The sequence below is a fragment of the Pseudomonas sp. GM78 genome (assembly GCF_000282475.1).
Lineage (GTDB): Bacteria > Pseudomonadota > Gammaproteobacteria > Pseudomonadales > Pseudomonadaceae > Aquipseudomonas.
In genome coordinates this window covers 1-18807 of record NZ_AKJF01000138.1, presented here as the reverse complement: position 1 = coordinate 18807, position 18807 = coordinate 1, and the positions used below count along the sequence as shown (strand labels likewise).

General features: G+C 61.8%; 17 protein-coding genes. 2 read left to right on the top strand and 15 right to left on the bottom strand.

Translation table 11 applies throughout. From position 1 onward, the window contains the following. Window positions 1-31: 31 nt before the first annotated feature. The 7 genes from PMI35_RS09320 to argH all read right to left on the bottom strand — a co-directional run bounded on the left by PMI35_RS09320 (window position 32) and on the right by argH (window position 7353). Window positions 32-1381: an MmgE/PrpD family protein gene (locus PMI35_RS09320; protein WP_008062716.1), complete on the bottom strand. Its 1350-nt coding sequence runs from the start codon at window positions 1379-1381 to the stop codon at window positions 32-34. Continuing rightward, the gene (locus PMI35_RS09325) at window positions 1378-2265 is read right to left on the bottom strand and encodes a polysaccharide deacetylase family protein (protein ID WP_008062714.1); all 888 of its coding nucleotides are present in this window, start codon (window positions 2263-2265) and stop codon (window positions 1378-1380) included. Before PMI35_RS09325 ends, PMI35_RS09320 begins: the two co-directional genes overlap by 4 nt. Beyond that, window positions 2258-3106, bottom strand: a complete 849-nt coding sequence (locus PMI35_RS09330; RefSeq protein ID WP_008062708.1) for a polysaccharide deacetylase family protein — start codon at window positions 3104-3106, stop codon at window positions 2258-2260. The genes PMI35_RS09325 and PMI35_RS09330 overlap by 8 nt, the downstream gene beginning before the upstream one ends. Before the next feature lie 152 nt (window positions 3107-3258). Next, a complete protein-coding gene (locus tag PMI35_RS09335; protein WP_008062706.1) occupies window positions 3259-4083 on the bottom strand; it encodes an ABC transporter substrate-binding protein in 825 nt (274 codons plus the stop codon). Between the two features lie 38 nt (window positions 4084-4121). Further along, window positions 4122-4886 (bottom strand): amino acid ABC transporter ATP-binding protein, encoded by a 765-nt coding sequence (locus tag PMI35_RS09340; protein ID WP_008062703.1) that lies wholly within the window; start codon window positions 4884-4886, stop codon window positions 4122-4124. 10 nt (window positions 4887-4896) lie between these two features. Further along, window positions 4897-5775: an amino acid ABC transporter permease gene (locus PMI35_RS09345; RefSeq protein WP_008062702.1), complete on the bottom strand. Its 879-nt coding sequence runs from the start codon at window positions 5773-5775 to the stop codon at window positions 4897-4899. A 150-nt stretch (window positions 5776-5925) separates the two neighbouring features. Further along, a complete protein-coding gene (gene argH / locus PMI35_RS09350; RefSeq protein WP_008062701.1) occupies window positions 5926-7353 on the bottom strand; it encodes an argininosuccinate lyase in 1428 nt (475 codons plus the stop codon). Between the two features lie 307 nt (window positions 7354-7660). On the opposite strand from argH, the gene PMI35_RS09355 reads away from it, so the two are divergent. After that, complete coding sequence (locus tag PMI35_RS09355) at window positions 7661-8623, top strand: LysR family transcriptional regulator (RefSeq protein ID WP_008062700.1); 963 nt, start codon at window positions 7661-7663, stop codon at window positions 8621-8623. A 16-nt stretch (window positions 8624-8639) separates the two neighbouring features. Here PMI35_RS09355 and PMI35_RS09360 read toward each other — a convergent pair whose 3' ends face one another. Further along, window positions 8640-10019 (bottom strand): UDP-glucose dehydrogenase family protein, encoded by a 1380-nt coding sequence (locus PMI35_RS09360; protein ID WP_008062699.1) that lies wholly within the window; start codon window positions 10017-10019, stop codon window positions 8640-8642. 189 nt (window positions 10020-10208) lie between these two features. Here PMI35_RS09360 and PMI35_RS09365 point away from each other — a divergent pair, with 189 nt between their 5' ends. Continuing rightward, window positions 10209-11147 (top strand): site-specific integrase, encoded by a 939-nt coding sequence (locus PMI35_RS09365; RefSeq protein ID WP_008062697.1) that lies wholly within the window; start codon window positions 10209-10211, stop codon window positions 11145-11147. Between the two features lie 9 nt (window positions 11148-11156). Here PMI35_RS09365 and PMI35_RS09370 read toward each other — a convergent pair whose 3' ends face one another. The 7 genes from PMI35_RS09370 to PMI35_RS09400 all read right to left on the bottom strand — a co-directional run bounded on the left by PMI35_RS09370 (window position 11157) and on the right by PMI35_RS09400 (window position 18591). After that, the gene (locus PMI35_RS09370; RefSeq protein WP_008062696.1) at window positions 11157-12227 is read right to left on the bottom strand and encodes an ABC transporter ATP-binding protein; all 1071 of its coding nucleotides are present in this window, start codon (window positions 12225-12227) and stop codon (window positions 11157-11159) included. Next, window positions 12224-13822, bottom strand: coding sequence for an ABC transporter permease (locus PMI35_RS09375; protein WP_008062695.1), 1599 nt, complete (start codon window positions 13820-13822; stop codon window positions 12224-12226). Before PMI35_RS09375 ends, PMI35_RS09370 begins: the two co-directional genes overlap by 4 nt. 3 nt (window positions 13823-13825) lie before the next feature. Continuing rightward, window positions 13826-14839: an iron ABC transporter substrate-binding protein gene (locus PMI35_RS09380; protein WP_008062694.1), complete on the bottom strand. Its 1014-nt coding sequence runs from the start codon at window positions 14837-14839 to the stop codon at window positions 13826-13828. A gap of 261 nt (window positions 14840-15100) precedes the next feature. Continuing rightward, window positions 15101-15667 carry a PqiC family protein gene (locus tag PMI35_RS09385; RefSeq protein ID WP_008062693.1) on the bottom strand — a complete coding sequence of 189 codons (567 nt, stop codon included), beginning with the start codon at window positions 15665-15667 and terminating at the stop codon, window positions 15101-15103. Window positions 15668-15684: 17 nt separating this feature from the next. Then, window positions 15685-17361 carry a PqiB family protein gene (locus PMI35_RS09390; RefSeq protein WP_008062691.1) on the bottom strand — a complete coding sequence of 559 codons (1677 nt, stop codon included), beginning with the start codon at window positions 17359-17361 and terminating at the stop codon, window positions 15685-15687. Then, window positions 17342-17998 (bottom strand): paraquat-inducible protein A, encoded by a 657-nt coding sequence (locus tag PMI35_RS09395; RefSeq protein ID WP_008062689.1) that lies wholly within the window; start codon window positions 17996-17998, stop codon window positions 17342-17344. The genes PMI35_RS09390 and PMI35_RS09395 overlap by 20 nt, the downstream gene beginning before the upstream one ends. Further along, window positions 17995-18591, bottom strand: a complete 597-nt coding sequence (locus PMI35_RS09400; protein WP_008062687.1) for a paraquat-inducible protein A — start codon at window positions 18589-18591, stop codon at window positions 17995-17997. The genes PMI35_RS09395 and PMI35_RS09400 overlap by 4 nt, the downstream gene beginning before the upstream one ends. Window positions 18592-18807: the final 216 nt, after the last annotated feature.

The following is an 18807-nucleotide window of genomic DNA, read 5'->3' as shown; positions in this document are numbered from 1 at the left end:
GGCGATGAGGCCGGTCCAACCAACGACATAATCAAACCAGCCACCGCTCAATCGTGCGCACCGACTCCATCTCTTCCAGCCGCCACAACTGCCCCAGCAATTGCTCAGCCTGCTCGCGCGGCATCACCCGCGTCGCCAAACTGAAAAACTTCTCCTCCAGCGCCGCATCGCTCAACGGATTACCCGGCGCCCCCAAGGGCGGGTCAACGCACAGGCTCGCCTGCCGACCGTCCACGGTCCGCACGCTCACCACGGGTTCGCCATCCTCGGACAGTTGCGGGTCCACTTCAAGACGAATGCGCGACATCCACGGGGCAATGCGCGGATCGCCGCGCAAGTCATCATCGTAGGCCTGCAGACGGCAATGACCGTGCACAAGCCGCGCCGCCAGCGCATAGGGCAGGCTCATTTGCGCCGCCGCAAGGCTCGCGACGTCATGGCCGCCGCACATGTCCTGGAGAAAACCGCACAACGAAACCTGTATGTCTTCAACCTGATCGACGCTCACTTCGAGCTGCTCGAGCAACAGGCCCAGGGCGTCGATGGCCGAATGGGTACCCCGGCAGGAGGCGTAGGGCTTGATCGAGCAACGGGCGAGTTTCCACACGACGCCCAGCCCGGCAACCAGAGCCTCGGGATTCGAAGTGGGGGCGGCGAGGGTCTTGAGAAATCCACCCCAGACATCCTCAAACAGTCGGGTCGGCCCACTGATGCCTTGCCGGGCGAAGCGCGCTGCGAGCAAACCACCTTCGGCGGCTCGGCCGCTGTGCAGTTTCTTGCTTTGCGAACCATCGTGGATGAAAGCCCACAAACCGCCGCTGAAACTGCCGGCGATGCCCAGGGCCGACAAGGTCTGCCCGGCGTCCAGGCGCAGAATCCGCGCGCAGGCCGCCGCCGCGCCGAACACCCCGCAGGTGGCAGTGGAATGCCAGCCGGCGCCGTTATGGGCAGAGTAACCGCCGCAGGCTTCGAGTACCCGGCGACCGACTTCGTAGCCGATCACCACGGCGGTGATGAACTCGCGTCCCGTCACCGGTTGATCGGACAGCGACACCGCGGCCATCACCGCCGGTATCACCACCGCGCCGGAATGATCGCAGCCGCCGGTGTCGTCCAGTTCCAGGGCGTGGGCGGCGACGCCATTGAGCATCGCGGCCTGTGCCGCGCCGACCCGTTGCTGGGTGCCCCAGATCAAGCAACTGCCAGCTTCGCCTTCGAAAACCTCACGCGCCGTCAGCGCCACATCGCTCCCGGCCCCGGCCAAGGTCGCACCGAAGGTATCGAGGATGTGCCGCTTGGCTTGTTCGACCAGCGCCAGTGGCAGGTCTTCAAATCGTGCATCGGTGCAAAACTGCGCCAGTCGCTGCATGCGCCCGCTCATGACAGGTAATCCCGATAATGCCGTTCAAACACGCTCGCCGGATGATCCCCGGTCACCGGTGCGGCGGTTTGCGCCCACCACCGGGCGACTTCGGCGCCGGTGGCGATCCACACGTCATCGTGCTGCAAAATCCCCTCGAGCAATTCGCGCAACACGCCGATGCGCCCGGGCGTGGCAATGATCTCCGGGTGCAGGCGCAACACGTAGCACAAGCCAAAGCGGTGGAAGCCGGCGAAATCCATCTGCAGGTTGCCCAGGGTGTGACTGTAGGAGGCGATCCGCGATTGTGCTGGCGGCACTGCCGGGCTGAGGTTGAAGGCGAAGTAGGGTTCGTCCTCCAGTTCGTAGTGCAACGGCAATTCGATCACCTGCGCGGCTGTCGGGTGCGCGAACGGTAGATCATCGCCGCGCCATGACGACGACCACTCAATACCCTGGTCCTGCAGCGCCTCCATGAAGCCCGGCGCCGCGTTGCCGGCCGGAATGCGAAAGCCGCTGGGGCGCTGGCCGGTCAGCGCCTTCAATGCGGCGCAACCCTTGGCCACCTCGGCGCTTTGCGCGCTGAGGTCGAGCGTGTCGTAGTTCTGGTGGCGATACCCGGCGCAGGCGATTTCATGTCCGCCGGCAGTGATTGCGTGGATGTGGCCGGGGTTTTCCTCGGCAACGATGCCGGGGACGAACCAGCTGCTGCAGACACCGAGCTCCTTGAATAGACCGAGCAAACGTTCCACGCCACGCTGGGTGCCGTAGCGCCAGACCGACAGGGTCTTGTCGCGTCCGGCCACTTCCGGGGCCTGGGTGAGAATGCCGTGGATGTCGTTGTAATCGACGGTCAGCACCACGGCGCAGCGATAGCCTTTGGGCCAGACGGTGGACTCAGCCATGGTGATGCTCCTTGAGCCACCAGCGGGCGACGTCACGGCAGGTGGCGAACCAGACGTCGTCGCGTTGGCGCATGTGTTCGAAGAGTTTTTCCAGCAACAGGATGCGCCCCGGTTTGCCGGTGATCTTGGGATGGAACAGGGTGGTCAGGCACAAGCCTTCGTTCATCGCGCCGTCGTATTCGCGGCACCAGTTGTCCAGGGTCAGCGCGTAGCTGGCGGTGCGGTCCAGCCCGGACGGGAAGTCCGGGGCCCGGGTGTAGGCGATGGAGGCGTAGTCGTCCATTTCCCAGCGCCCGGGGATTTCCACCAGCGGTGTGGCGTGGACCGGCACGTTGACCAGGTACGGCCGATCATCGCCGCGCATGCTGCTGGAGTAGGTCACGCCGGCTTCCACCAGCATGGCCGGCGTCTCGGCGCGCCAGTCGCCGGAGGGCGTGCGGAAGCCTTCGGCGCGGATGTTCAAATGCTTCCAGAACACATCGCGGGACAGCTTCATGACGTCCTTTTGCTGGTCCAGCGTCAGGGCGTAGAAGGATTCGTGTTTGTAGCCGTGGTACGCCACCTCATGCCCGCGCTCGACAATCGCCTGGCACTGTTTCGGCCAGTTCTCCACGACCCAGGCCGGGACGAAGAAGGTCGTCGGCAGGCGGAATTCGTCAAGCAAATCGAGAATCCTCGGCAATGCCCGATAGGGGCCGTAACCACCGAATCCGAAGTACTCGGGCTTGCGCCAGATCGAGCCGTTGAGCATGGCATCGCCGGTCGGGCCGTCGAGGTCGAAGGCCAGGGCCAGGCAGGCCTTGTGCTGGTCGGGCCAGGTGGGTTGGGGTGAGGAGGACATCTTTGCGCTCCAGGTATTTATCAGTTAGCACCGAACCCTGTGGGAGCGGGCTTGCCCGCGATGAGGTCGGCACATTCACCATCAATGTTGCCTGTCAGTCCGCCATCGCTGGCAAGCCAGCTCCCACAGGGAATGCGTATACCCTGGCGGGCTTATTTGCCGGCGTTGATGGTCACGGTCTTGATCGCACCCAGTTCCAGGTCCCACTTCTTCAGGATGGCCTGGTAGCTGCCGTCATCGATCATGCTCTGCAGCGCAACCTTCACCGCTTCGCTCAGCTCAGGTTTTTTCTTGCTCACGCCAAGGCCGGTGAACTGCGAGGAGATCGGCAGGCCCACGGTCTTGTACATGTCCTTTTCCTGGGTCTTGAGGTACGGCAGGGTTTCGCTGCCCTGCATGGCCGCATCGATGCGGCTCTGGCGCAGTTGCGCACGGGCGTCGGCCGAGCCTTCGGTGCCGATCACGTTGATCGCAGGCTTGCCCGCGGCTTCACAGTTGGCCTTGCTCCACTCGGCGATTTCCGCCGGGAAGGTGGTACGGCGGCTGGTGCCGACCTTCTTGCCGCACAGGTCGATGATCTCGTTGGTGGCCGCGTTTTTCTGCAGGGTGTAGAACTGCGGGCCGCTGGTGAAGTAGTCGACGAAGGTCACGCTGGCCTGGCGTTCCTTGGTATCGGTCATGCCCGACAGCACCATGTCCACGCGGTCGGTGGTCAGGGCATTGATCATTTGCTCGAAGCCGGTTTCCTGCCATTTGATCTTCACCCCCAGGCGTTCTGCCAGGGCGTTGCCCAGGTCAACGTCCAGCCCGGTGAGGGTGTTGGTGGCCGGGTCCTTGAAGTCCATCGGCGGGTAGTTGGGCATGATCGCGACGACAATCTCGCCTTTTTCCTTGATGCTGGCCGGCAACTCGGCGGCGAAGCTGAAGCCGGATGCCATAACGCCTGCGAGTACTGCTGGAATAATGAAGTTCTTCATGGTCGTTCTCTTATGAGTGTTGTGAGCGCTAAAGGGCACTAGGTTCGAACGGCAGAAATGAAGCTTTGGGTGCGTGGGTTTTGCGGACTTATTAGTATTTCTTCGGGGCTTCCTGCCTCCACGATCTGCCCGCCGTCCATGAACACCATGCGGTTGGAGACTTCGCGAGCGAAGCCCAGTTCATGGGTGACGACGATCATGGTCATGCCGGTCTGCGCCAGATCGCGCATCACCGACAGCACCTCACCGACCAGTTCCGGGTCGAGTGCCGAAGTGGGTTCATCGAACAGCATCAGCTTGGGGCGCATGGCCAGGGCGCGGGCAATCGCCACCCGCTGTTGCTGGCCACCCGAGAGTTCGATCGGGTAGCTGTTGCGCTTGTCGGCCAAGCCGACCCGGGCCAACAGCTCCACGGCTTCTTCGTGCGCCTCCTTGGGCGAACGCTTGAGCACCTGGCACGGTCCTTCGATGATGTTTTGCAGCACGGTCATGTGCGGGAACAGGTTGAAGCGCTGGAACACCATGCCGGTGGACAGGCGCTGGCGGGCGATCTGCGACTCGTTGAGTTCGTGCAGTTTGTTGCCGACGACGCGATAGCCCACCAGTTCGCCGTCGACCCACAGGCCGCCCTTGTCGATCTTCTCCAGCTGGTTCACGCAACGCAGCAAGGTGCTTTTGCCGGAGCCGGACGGGCCGATGATGCACAGCACTTCGCCTTGCTCGACTTCGATATTGATGTCCTTGAGGGCGTGGAAATGGTCGTAGTACTTGTTCAGGCTCACGGCCTTGACGATGCTTCTCATGTTGGGCTCCTCAAGAACGCTTGCCGGCGCCGCGAGCGAAACGACGCTCCAGACGGCTTTGACCGAAGGACAGGACGGTGACGGTGGCCAGGTACCAGATACCGGCGACGATCAGCAGCTCCATCACGCGGGCGTTGGCGTAGTAGATGTTCTGGGCGTTGTAGAGCAGTTCCGAGTACTGGATCACGCTCGCCAGAGAGGTCATTTTGACCATGCCGATGAATTCGTTGCCCACCGGCGGAATGATCACCCGCATGGCCTGGGGCAGGATGATCCGGCGCAAGGCCTGCAGGCGCGGCATGCCGATCGACTTGGCCGCTTCATACTGACCGGTGTCCACCGAGAGCAGGCCGGCGCGCACCACTTCGGCGGTGTAGGCGCCCTGGTTGATGCTCAAGCCGAGCAGGGCGGCCACGAAGGGCGTCATCAGGCTCACGGTGTCCAGTTCGAACAGGCCGGGGATGCCAATGGTGGGGAAGATCAACGCCAGGTTGAACCACAACAGCAGTTGCAGGATCAGCGGCGTGCCGCGAAACAGCCAGGTATAGGTCACCGCCACGTAGCGCAGGATCGGGTTGGCCGACATGCGCATGATCGCCGTGATCACGCCGAACACGATGCCCAGCGCCATTGCCAGCACCGCCATGACGATGGTGTTGAGCAAGCCCCACATGATTGCCTGGGAGGTGAGGAACTGGCCGATGTAAGACCATTCGATCTTGCCTTCGGCAAACGCCCGCACCAGGCCGATGATGGCAATGACGATCACCGTGGCGAAGAAAATCCGCCCGTAGTAACGCCGCGGCACATGGTCGTACTGGGTAATATCGAACTGGTTTTCCGCCAGTTTGCGCTCCGCCTGGAGTCGTTCTGCTTGTGTCTGGCTCATGGTTGTTTCTCCGTACACTGTTCTCTCAAATCCACCACATTCCCTGTGGGAGCTGGCTTGCCAGCGATTGCGGTGTTTCATTCTGCATCAATGTCGACTGACAGGACGCTATCGCTGGCAAGCCAGCTCCCACAGGCTCTGTGCAGTGCCTTAAAGGCGGAAGCCCTGATAGTCCTCGGTCCAGACCTGCTGGGCGGCGAGGGCGGTTTTCAGGCGGGCGATCTGTTCGCGTACCTGTTGCGGCGCCGTGCCGCCCCAACCACTGCGTGCAGCAATGGCGGCTTCCAGGGTCAGGCTGTCGCGCACCTGCGGCGTCAGGCGCGGGTCGATCTCGGCCAGCAGCGCAGGCGACGCTTCCCACAGTTCGATGTCGTGTTTCTCGCAGGCCTGGACCAGCGCCCCGGTGATTTCGTGGGCCTCCTTGAACGGCACGCCGCGCACCGCCAGCCAGTCGGCGACTTCGGTGGCGAGGGTGAACCCCAGGGGCGCCTGGCGCCGCAATTCTTCGACGTTGACCTGCATGGTCGCCACCATCCCGGCCATGGCCGGCAGCACCAGCAGCAGGGTGTCGACGCTGTCGAGCACGCCATGCTTGTCTTCGCTCAAGTCGCGGTTGTAGGACAGCGGCAGGGATTTGAGGGTGGACAGCAGACCGGTCAGGTTGCCGATCAAGCGGCCGGCCTTGCCCCGGGCCAGCTCGGCGATGTCCGGGTTTTTCTTCTGCGGCATGATCGAACTGCCGGTGGCGTAGGCGTCGTCCAGGAAGACCCAGCGGAACTGGCGCGAGGACCACAGGCAGAACTCTTCGGCGAGTCGGGAAATGTTGACCCCGAGCATGCTGGCGATGAACAGGAACTCGGCGACGTGGTCGCGGCTGGCGACGGCGTCGATGGAGTTTTCACACACCCCGCGGTAACCCATCTCCTGCGCCGACTGCTGTGGCAGGCGCGCAATGGCCGAGCCCGCCATCGCTGCCGCGCCCAGTGGCGACAGCGAAGTACGCACATCCCAGTCCACCAGGCGCTGGACGTCGCGCAGCATCGATTGGGCGTGGGCCAGCAGGTGATGGGCAAACACGATCGGCTGGGCTTGCTGCAAGTGGGTGAAACCGGGGCAGATGCTTTCGATGTGTTGCTCGGCCTGGTCCACCAGCGCCTGCTGCAAGGCCAGCACTTCAACAGCCAGGGTGCGCACATGGTCACGCAGGAACAGCCGCAAATCGTTGGCGGTCTGGTCGTTGCGCGAGCGTCCGGCGCGCAGCTTGCCGCCCAGCGCGCCAAGACGCTCGGTCAGCAAGCGTTCGATGAAGGTGTGGACGTCTTCGTCGTCGAGGGTCGGGCTGATGTTGCCGGCGCGAAAGTCAGCACCAATGCCTTCCAGGGCGTCGAGCATGGTCCGGGTTTCCTGCTCGCTCAGAAGCCCGGCGCGCTGCAGTTCCCGGGCATGGGCCTTGGAGCCGGCGAGGTCATACGGGGTCAGGCGAAAGTAGCGTTCCGGGCAACGGGACAGGGCGGCCAGGGCTTCGGACGGACCGCTTTTGAAGCGAGCTCCCCAGAGACGGTCGGTGGTTTGAGACATTGTTGTTTTCCTCGTCGATAAGCGGATTGAAATCGCAGTGCCGGACTGCCGCGAGTGCCGAAGAACATTCGGGCGCATTCAGGCCAAATCAGTTTTCAAGGGCAGGGGAAAAAACGCGGTTGCCGGGTGGCCGAAGCTGATCGTAGTGTCAGCTTTTATTGTTTGGAGAACAGTCAGTTGGCACTGATGTTCGGGATTTTTTGGCGGTTGCCAAGCCTGGTTTTCTGTGTTCATTATTATTAGGCCAGCTATGTTTTTGTTGTTGGACACAGGTTGTTGAATAGGGCGCCAGAGGTAAATAAGCATTATGGAAACCCCACTTTCCAATTCCGGAAACCCGCCGCCGAAAACGCTGCAACGGGCACCGCTGGCCCTCAGTGGGCTGGATTTCAAGCTGCTCAAGGTGTTCAAGGCGGTGGTCGAGGCCGGCGGTTTCAGTGCGGCGCAAAACGAGTTGAATGTGGGCTTGGCGGCGATCAGCAAACAGATCTCGGACCTTGAGATCCGTATCGGTATGCGCCTGTGCACCCGAGGTCGCGAGGGTTTCCACCTGACCGAAGAAGGGCGCTTGGTGTATCAGGCTTCGATTGATTTATTTGCCTCGGTCGACAACTTCCGTGATCGCCTTAGTTCAGCTCAAAACGAACTGGTCGGCGATCTTGGAGTGGGAATTATTGATAACACTATATCCGACGATAATTCGCCTCTAGTTGCCGCGCTTAGAAGCATGAATGAGCACTCGCCGAAAGTTCGCTTGCAACTTCAGGCGGCGCAGCTGGATGAAATTGAGCGGGGTGTCGTAGAGGGCCGGTTAGTTGCCGGGATTGTTCCGGTTTATCAAAAGCGCGAAGAATTTGATTACTTTGCGCTGTATGAGGAGCGCTCGCAGGTTTATTGCGCTGTTGGCCACCCGTTATTCACTCTGGCAGACGCACAAACAGGCGCCGATGTGCTCAAGGACTACGCGTGCATCAACCACCGTTACGCGATCCATCGCGACAAACTCTACTTCACCCACTACGACAGCTTTTCCGCCTCGGCGACCCAGGTGGAAGCCGTGGCGCTGCTGATCAAGACCGGCCGCTTCGTGGGTTTCCTGCCGCAGCATTACGCGGCACCCATGGTCGATCGCGGAGAGTTTCGCGCGATACGCCCGGACCTGATCAGCATCGTCACCCCCTTCAATCTGATCCTGCGTCACAACACGGTGCGAAGCCCCTTGGTCAAGGCGTTTGCCCAGGCGTTGGGCGTGGACCTGAAGAGCAACTAACGGGCAGCGCTTATTGTTATGCAACCCCCTGTGCCGCAGGCCACCGCTGATAAGGAATCGGCAACTTGCGCGACTCGCCGCGGCCCATCGGGAAGTACAGGAAACCATTGCGCGACAGGCGTTCGGCATCGTACAGGTTGCGGCCGTCGAAGATCACCGGTGCAGTAAGGCGCTGGCGGATCAGGTCGAAATCCGGGGCCTTGAACTGTTGCCATTCGGTGCAAATGATCAGCGCATCCGCACCGTTGAGTACCGATTCCGGCGTGCCCATGAGCATCAGCCGGGTTTCATCGGGGTACAGTTTCTGGGTCTCCTGCATGGCTTCCGGGTCGAACGCACGCACGTTGGCACCCGCGGCCCATAGCGCTTCGAGCAGCACCCGGCTTGGCGCATCGCGCATGTCGTCGGTGTTGGGTTTGAACGCCAGGCCCCACAGGGCAAAGGTCTTGCCGCGCAAATCGCCCTGGTAAAAAGCCTTGATGCGTTCGAACAATTTGTGTTTCTGGCGCTGGTTGATGGCTTCCACCGCTTGCAGCAGGTCGCTGGTGCAATTGGCCTCTGCGGCGCTGTGGATGAGGGCGCGCATGTCCTTGGGGAAGCAGGAGCCGCCATAACCGCAGCCGGGGTAGATGAAGTGGTAGCCGATGCGCGAGTCGGCACCGATGCCCAGGCGCACCGATTCGATGTCGGCACCCAAGTGTTCGGCCAACTCGGCGATCTGGTTGATGAAGCTGATCTTGGTCGCCAGCATGCAGTTGGCGGCGTATTTGGTCAGCTCGGCGCTGCGCAGGTCCATGAACATGATGCGTTCATGATTGCGGTTGAACGGTGCGTACAGGTCACGCATCACCTCGCGCACGTCTTCGCGTTCACAGCCAATGACGATACGGTCCGGGCGCCGGCAATCGGCCACCGCCGAGCCTTCCTTGAGAAACTCGGGATTGGAGACGATATCGAACTGCAACAGCCGCCCGACCTTGATCAGGCACTTGTCGATATGCGCGCGCAGGGCATCGCCTGTCCCCACCGGCACCGTGGACTTCTCCACCAGGATCAGCGGTTGTTCACGGTGCCGCGCCACCGCCTCGCCCACCGCCATCACCTGACTCAGGTCTGCCGAGCCATCGTCGCGCGATGGCGTACCGACCGCGATGAACAGCACCTGGCCATGTTGCACCGCGAGTTTCTCATCGCTGGTGAACTGCAGCCGACGGGCGTCCAGGCTCTCGCGCACCAGGCTGGCCAGCCCCGGTTCGAAAATGCTCACGTGGCCTTGTCGCAGCGACTCGACCTTTTTCTCGTCGACGTCCATGCAGACCACGTCGTGGCCGACTTCAGCCAGGACGGCCGCTTGCACCAGGCCAACGTAGCCGCTACCCAACACACTGATTCTCATGGTTTGCTCCTGCCCCGATCGAGTCCGATCAAGGATTAGCATTGCCATGTTTCAGTTCATCTATCGCTTCGTCGGCCAAATTGGTCGTTGCCGGCAGAGCATTTGACTTTCAAGGCCATGACCGGCAGCGTAGCGGCCATCGCTGTCTAACACCGTTTTCTGCTTCCTCTTTCTTCAAGGCCGTTTCGTTTGACTGACTTACCTGCTGCTGATCCAAAAGCTGCCAAACCCAATCCCCTGACCCTGTATCTGGCACGGCTGGCACCCTCCAGCCAGCTGACCATGCGTTATGTCCTGCAGGACGCCGCCGACCGCCTGGGCTACGAAGAGGTGAATCTCGAGGAGATTGCCTGGCACGACCTGCAACCCGAAGACGTCATCGCCCTGGTCGCCACGTTGCGCACCGACGGTTATGCGCCCAACACGTCGTCGTTGTACGTCAATGCGGTGCGCGGCGTGATGAACGAAGCCTGGCGCATGAGCCTGATCAGTCAGGAACACCTGTTGAAAATGCGCTCGGTCAAGGGTATCGCCGGTACGCGCCTGTCCCAGGGGCGCAACCTGCGGCGCTCATTGATCCAGGAACTGATGGAAGTCTGCGCCGCCGATCCTCGGCCACAAGGCCTGCGAGACGCCGCCATCATCGCGATCCTGTACGGTTCGGGCATGCGCAAATCGGAGTCGGTGAACCTCGACCTCAACCAGGTCGACTTCAATGAGCGCAGCCTGCGCGTCACGGCCAAGGGCAACAAACAGTTGATCAAGTACGCCCCGGCCTGGGCCTTCGCCAAGCTCGATGCCTGGCTGGAACTGCGCCGCTCGATGCTCAAGGAAGGCGAGGAGGACGATCCGTTCCTGTTCAACCGTATCCGCCGTGGCAGTCACATCACCCGTGAGCGCATCACCAAGCACGCGATCTATTACATCGCCCGGCAGCGGGGCACGCAGGTGGGGGTGAAAATCATGCCACATGATTTTCGCCGTTCGTTCATCACCCGGGTGATCGAAGAACACGACCTGTCCATCGCGCAAAAACTGGCACATCACAGCAATATCCAGACCACGGCCAACTACGATGTGCGCGACGACAACGAGCGGCGCCGGGCGGTGGACCGCTTCGATCTTTGACCGCTTTGATCAAGGCTCGCTCAGCACATGCGCATGGCCGATGGTCGAGACCTGCACGGCGCTGCCGGCGGGTGGTGCATACATGCCGGAACTGCGGACCAGCAATGATCGCCCGATGGGCTGGTCGGGGGCGCGAGGCTGCAACTCCACGGTCAGGGTGCAGGTGTTGCCGCTGAAGTCCCGGTCGATCACCCTGGCCCGGCAGCCAGCGGCGCCTGTGTCGTCGGGCAGCACGCTGGCCAGTTGCAACTGTTCGGGCCTTAGCATGATCTGCGCGCTGTGGTTGTTGCGGTGATTGTTGACCGGTATCCGGCCCAGGTCGCAATGCGCCCAGCCAGCCTCGATCCGGGCCGGCATGACCACTGCGTCGCCGAGAAACAGCGCGGTCTGTTCGTCTTCGGGGTAGCGATAGAGGTCCAGCGGATGGCCTGACTGCACCAGCCGGCCATGGCGCATCACCGCCAGTTGATCGGCGAAGGACAAGGCTTCGCTCTGGTCATGGGTGACCAGGATGGTGGTGACCCCCGCATCTGCCAGCAGGCGCGCGACCATCTTGCGCATCACGGCGCGCAAGCCGGTGTCGAGTGCCGAAAATGGCTCGTCCAGCAACATCAGCCGAGGCTGCTGCGCCAGCGCCCGTGCCAGCGCCACACGCTGCTGCTGGCCGCCGGACAGCTCGTGGGGCCAGCGCCCGGCCATGTTCGAGTCGAGGGCCACGCTGTCCATCAACTCAGCGACGCGCTCATGCTTTTCGTTGCCCTTGATCGACAAGCCGAAGCCGATGTTGGCGGCCACCGTCATGTGCGGGAACAAGGCGCCGTCCTGCGGGACGTAGCCGATCAGGCGTTGGTGCGCCGGTACTTCATGGGTGCTGTCGACCAGGGTTTGACCATTGAGCGACAAGCGGCCGGAGTCGGGGAACTCGAAGCCGGCAATCATGCGCAGCAAGGTGGTCTTGCCCGAGCCCGAAGGGCCGACAATGACCGTGCGGCTGCCGCTGGGCACCGACAGGCTGACGTTATCCAGGGCTCTATGGGTGCCGTAGGATTTGTTCAGTGAATGCAGTTCGAGAGTGTTCATCGGCCAGCCGTTTTTTTCGATTGGTGATAAAGGAGCCCGGTCAGCGGCAGCGACAACAGGATCATCAGCAGGGCATAGGGCGCCGCCGCGACATAGTCGATTTCGCTGGTCATGGCCCAGAACCCGGTTGCCAGGGTCCGCGTGCCATTGGGCGCGAGCAACAGGGTGGCGGTCAGTTCGTTGGTGATCGCCAGGAACACCAGCGCAGCGCCAGCCGCAGCCCCCGGAGCGGCCAGGCGCAGGGTGATCAGCCACAACGCGCGAGCAGGGGAGCGACCCAGGCTGCGGGCCATGTTTTCCAGCTCCACGGGGGCCTGGGCGATGCCGGCGCGCAAGCTCACCAGGGCCCGGGGCAGGAACATCAGCAGATACGCCAGGAGAACGGTGATGGTGGTCTGGTAGATCGGCCGGGCAAAATGAATGGTCACGGTTACCAGGGCCAACGCCACGACGATGCCCGGCAAGGAGCTGGTGATGTAGTTGCAGCTTTCCAGTACACGTTGCAGGCGACCCGGGTGGCGGATCGACAGCCAGGCAATCGGAATGGCGGCGCAGGTGGTCAGGGCGGCGCCCGCGACGCCCAGCAGCAGGGTCTGTTGCAGCGCCGGCAGCAGCTCGTCCAGGTCCCAGGCTTGCACACCACCGGCGATCAACCAGCGGCCGAGGGTGATCAAGGGCACACCCAGCGCCAGGGCGCAGGTGGTGACCTGCAACGCCAGCGCGAGCACCCTGGCCGGGGTTTTCAGGCACACCACCCGTTGCTCACGGGCGCTACCGGAGCCCACGCGGGCGTAGCGCGCATGGCCCCGTGCGGCGGATTCCACGGTCAACATCACCAGGCAACACAGGGCGAGCACGCTGGCCAGCATGTGGGCGGCAGGCCCGTTGAAGGTGGATTTGAACTGATCGAAGATCGCGGTGGTGAAGGTGTCGAAGCGGATCATCGCGTACAGGCCATACTCGGCCAGCAGATGCAGGCCGACCAGCAACGCGCCGCCGCAAATGGCCAGGCGCAACTGCGGCAGCACCACGCGAAAAAACACCGCCCACGGCTTGAGTCCGAGCGATTCGGCGACGTCCTCGATGGCCGGGTCGAGGCGACGCAGCGTCGCGGCAATCGGCAGGTACAGAAACGGGAAGTAGGCGATGACCGACACCAGCACCCCGGCGAACAAACCGTGGATCGGTGGCACCAGGCTGACCCAGGCATAGCTGTGGACAAAGGCCGGCACCGCCAGCGGCGCCGTCGCCAGTAACGACCACCAACGCCGCCCCGGCAAATCCGTGCGCTCGGTCAGCCAGGCCAGGGTCACGCCCAGCACTATGCAGAGGGGAATCGTCAGCACCACCAGCAACACGGTGTTGGTCAACAACTCGCCCACCCGTGGACGGAACACCAGTGTCACCACCGTGGACCAGCCGGTCTGCAAGGACACGCCGATGACGTAGGCGATCGGCAGCAGCGCCAGCAACGACACCAGCACCGACAAACCGACCACCCACGCGCCACCGCGGCTCGCGAACGCGCCGCGTGAGCGTTTACGCAAATTTTCGGGTAACGCCTGGGCGGTACCCACCGGCAGGATTTCAGGCATCAATTAAAGCAGTCCCGCCTGAGTCATCAGCTCCACGGCTTTTTTACTGTCGAGTTTCGAGGCGTCGACGGACGGCGCGTCGAGCTGCTGCAAAGGCACCAGTTTAGGGTTGGATTCGGCGTTCTTGCCCACGGCGTATTCAAACGATTTGCCGTCCTTGAGGATGGCCTGGCCGTCCTTGCCGGTGATCCATTTGAGGAACGCCTGGGCTTGTTCCTTGTGTTTGCTGGAGGCCAGGACACCGCCCCCGGAAATGCTCACGAACGCCCCCGGATCCTTGTGCTTGAAGTAGTGCAAAGCGGTGTTCTTGCTGTTCTCGCCGGTCTTGGCCTGATCGACGAAGCTGTAATAGTGGTAGATCACGCCGCTGTCGATCTGCCCGGCGTTCACCGCCTTGAGCACCGAGCTGTTGCCCCGGTAAGCGGTGAAGTTGGTTTTCATCGCCTTGAGCCAGTCCAGGGTGGCGGCTTCGCCTTTTTGTTCCAGCATGGCGGCAACGATCGCCTGGAAGTCGGCGCCACCGGGCGATGCACCCCAGCGACCTTTCCAGCTCGGTGCAGCAAGGTCCATGATCGACTTGGGCAACTGGGCTTGGGGTAGCTTGCTCGGGTTGTAGACGAACACCGTGGAACGCGCAGCGATCCCCACCCATTTGCCGTGGGCCGGGCGGTAGGCTGAGTCGACCTGCTCCAAAGTGGTTTTGTCCACGGACGCAAACAGGCCTGCGTTGTCGACCAGGACCATCGCCGGGGAGTTTTCGGTGAGGAACACATCGGCCGGCGAGTCGGCGCCTTCCTGTACGATCTGGTTGCCCATTTCGGTGTCATCGCCGTTGCGCAAGGTCACCGGAATACCGGTTTCCTGGGTAAAACCTTCGACCCAGGCTTTGGTCAGGCTTTCATGCTGTGCGTTGTAGACCACGATGCCGACGGTATCGGCGGCGTACGCGTGACCAGCGCTCAGCAAAGCGGTGGCCAGCAAGGCCTTTTTGAGGAACGAGGGGATAGGGGACTTCATGCGGCGCCAGCTCCTGTTATTTTTGGTCTTGCAGGCAGATTCGAGTGAATCGAACAAAGAAGGACGTCAATTATTCTAGATCAATACGAATCATTTGCAGATTTAAGGCGGGGCTAATGTAGAGCCACGAATGAGAAAAAATCGTCAAATTCTCCGACTAAAGAAACCTGTGGGAGCGAGCCTGCTCGCGATGGTGTGTCAGGCGACATCAATGTGTCTGATACTCCATCGCGAGCAGGCTCGCTCCCACAGAGGATTGTGTTACGGAGTGGCATTCGCGGATGGGCAACCCTTTTGCGTACCAGCCGCGGCTTGGCTGATCAGCGCGGCCAGGCGCCTGACGTTGTTCTGCTGGGCCGCTACCAATTCATCGATCGATGGGCCCGAGGGCGTCTGCAGGGTGCTGCGGCAATTTTCCATGACATCTTCATGGCCATTGCTGCTACGAAGGCGCCATTTCACGTCGAGCAAACCGTACTGGCCGGGAATCGAATCGAAGCGCTGTACCTCCAGGCGCACCGACATCTTGCGTTGCGGATTGTTGTTGATCATCTGGTCGACCAAGGCACTGCGCAATTCATCCACCAGGCTGGCCCCCCACCAGTCGGTTTCCAGGATCGCCATGCCGGTGTTGCCCTGGCGCACAACGATCTGCGGGCGATCGACCTGCGGCGGGACAGTGAGCAATTCAATCTGGATATCCGCGGCACTGCGTGAGCTGCCCGTCAGTTGGGCCGGGGTCAGGGTGTGGAACTGGATCGGATCGCTGCGGCAGGCGGCGAGCAACGACAACGCGGCAACCAAGGTGAATTTCAGCGGAAAAGCCATGAATGTTGCTCCTGTGGTCATTTGCTCGGCGGCCCTTGCAGATCGATCGGCGCGGCGTTGTTCGGACGGCCGCGAATCAGCGATTCCGGATGCCGGCCCAGGTAATCCGCCAGATCACGCAAGGCGCGCGACGTCCGACCAAGTTCGTCCATGGTCTGGCCGAGTTTTTCCCGTTGCGGCGAGTCTTCGGCAAGCGTCGAGTTGGCCGATTGCAAGGTCGTGCTGGCCGATTGCAAGGTTTTGCTGACGTCGCCCAGGGTGCTTTGCACGCTAGGCAGGGTCTTGGCATTGAATTGCGCCAGACTCTTGCGCATTTCGACGAGGTTGCTGTCCAGATTGCCGGCGATCCGTTCGATGGGCAGTTGATTGATCTTGGTGACCATGGCCTCGAGTTTTTCCTGCAATTGCTCGAGGCTGCCAGGTACGGTGGGCAGGACGACCGGCCGCAAGGTTGGATCGAAGGCGACTTTGTCCGCCTTGGGGTAGAAGTCCAGGGCAATGTAGAGCTGGCCGGTCAACAGGTTGCCGGTGCGGGCCTGGGCACGCAGGCCGTTTTCGACGAAGGTGCCGATCACACGCACGCCCGCGGCTTCGTCGTTGGGATCGTGATTGAGCACCTTGAGCATCTTGGTGTGCGCCTGGCCCAGGCGTTGCGGGTAAATCACGATGCCAACGTTGACCGGGAAGGTGCGTTTTTTCTCGTCGAAATCCAGGTTGACCGAGACCACCTTGCCGATCTCCATGCCCAGGAACTCCACCGGCGCATCAACCTTCAGCCCGCGCAAGGCCTGATCAAAGCGCAGCACCATGAACTGCGCCTTGCCATTGGGCGGGGCGAGGGCGGTCAGTTGGTCGGGGAACAGTTCGTAGGCATATTCTTCCGGGGCCTGCTTGTCGTTGGGACTGTACTCCGGAGCGCGAAAGGCGATGCCGCCGACCAACAGGGACGACAAGGACTCGGTCTTGACCGCAAAGCCGTTGGCGCCAACGCTCACGTCGACACCGCTGGCGTTCCAGAAGCGGGTGTTCTCGGTGACGTACTGATCATTGGGCGCATGGATGAACAATTCGATGTTCACCCCTTTGCCGTCGGGGTCCAGCGCGTAGGCCACCACTTGGCCGACCGGTATCTTGCGGTAGTAGACCGGAGAGCCGATATCCAGCGAGCCCAGGTCCTGGGTGTGCAAGGTGAAACGCTTGCCCGGCTCGCCGTAGGTGATCGGCGGCGGGTTTTCCAGGCCCTTGAAGTTCTTCGCCCGTGCATTGTCCTGGCCGATATCGGCGCCGATGTAGTCCCCGGAGAGCAGCGTATCGATACCCGAGACTCCGCCAGCGCCGATCCGCGGCCGTACCACCCAGTACTGCGAGTCTTTACGGGTAAAGCTTTCCGCCTGCTTGGCCAGTTTGATGGTGGCGTTCACGCTCTTCTGGTCGTCGCTCAGTTCTACGTCCGAGACATGCCCGATCACCACGTTGCGGTACTTGACCTCGGTCTTGTTGGCGGTCAGGCCGTCACCGGTCTTGAACGTGACCGTGATGGTCGGCCCTTCCTGCAGGATGCTGTGGACCACCAGCGATATCCCCACAAGCACCGCCACGATCGGCACGATCCACACCAGCGAAAAGCCGAAGCGGCGGGTCTTGATCGGCGCCTGTCCGGGGACCAGTGGCCCGTCAGTGGCTTGTGACTTCATCCGTGACCTCCTCATTTAATGGTTTTTGCCGCTCTTTATCCCAGATCAGTCGCGGATCGAAACTCATCGCCGAGAGCATGGTGAACACCACCACCAGGCCAAAGAACAGGATGCCCGCCCGCGGTTCGATATCGGCCAGGGCCTGGAATTTCACCAGGGAGGCCACCAGGGCCACCACGATGACGTCAAGCATCGACCAATAACCGATGAGCTCGACAAAACGGTACATTTGCGAGCGCTCGCGCAGTGCCCACTGGCTGTCGCGCTGAACGGTCACCAGCAGCAGCGTCAGGGCGACGAACTTGACGCCCGGCACCGCGATGCTGGCGATGAAAATGATCAGGGCAATATCCCAGGCACCGTGCTGCCAGAACTCGATCACACCGCTCATGATCGTGCTGTCGGCGCCATCGCCGACCATCTTGGTGTTCATCACCGGCAACAGGTTGGCCGGGATGTAAAACACCAGGGCGGTGAACATGTAGGCCCAGGTGCGGGTCAGCGAGTTGGTTTTACGTCGATGCAGCGGGGCGCCACAGCGCTCGCATTCGTGGGGATCGGTGGTCATGTCACAGGCCAGGCCGCAGGTGTGGCACAGGCACAGGTTGAGATCGCTGGCGACGGGAGGTGTTGTCATACGATGTCCCACAGTTCACGGATGTCGCGGCCGGCAATGCGGATCATCATCAGGCTGAGGACCGCCAGGGCAAACAGGCCGATACCGGGCAGCACATCCAGTAACCCGGCGAGCTTTATCACCGCGACCATCGCCCCCAGCAGGCAGACTTCCAGCATGCTCCAGGGCCTGAGGGTTTCCAGCCAGCGCATGCAGAACCTGAAGCCGGGCGAACGCCTGCGGGCGAGGGCGAACCCCAGGACCCAGATCAAGAGCAGCAACTGGAAAATCGGCGCGATGATCATGGCGATCGCCGCTACCATGGCGATGAAGGTGATGGGGCCCAGGCTCAATGCCAGCACCGAATCCCAAAGTGTTGCGCTATTTTTCAGGCCTTTGAGGCTGATGCTCATGACCGGATAGAAGTTGGCGAAAATCCACAGCACCAATGCGGTAAAGGTCAACGCCAGGCGCTGCTCCACCGTCAGGCCGTTATAGCGCTGAAGCACGCCGCCGCAGCGCGTACAGAGGGTTTTCTGATGTTTGGCGAGCGTGACTTTTTCATACACGCAGTCGCAGTGCTCGCAGATGATCAGCTGATCAGTAGTTGCCATGGGCCAGGCTCAACAGGAGGCAGGAAGTTCAGAGCACCCCCTCAATATAGAAGTGACTCGCGATTGAGCAAATCGAAATAAGGCTTGCCGGTTCGGACAGCCGACCAATCTCTCGCGGATGTACCCGATTTACTGTAGGAGCCCGGCTTACCGGCGAAGGCGTCCTTATAGCCGACCTATATTTCTTGTCGGAGTACATATCCATTCCTGCGGTAA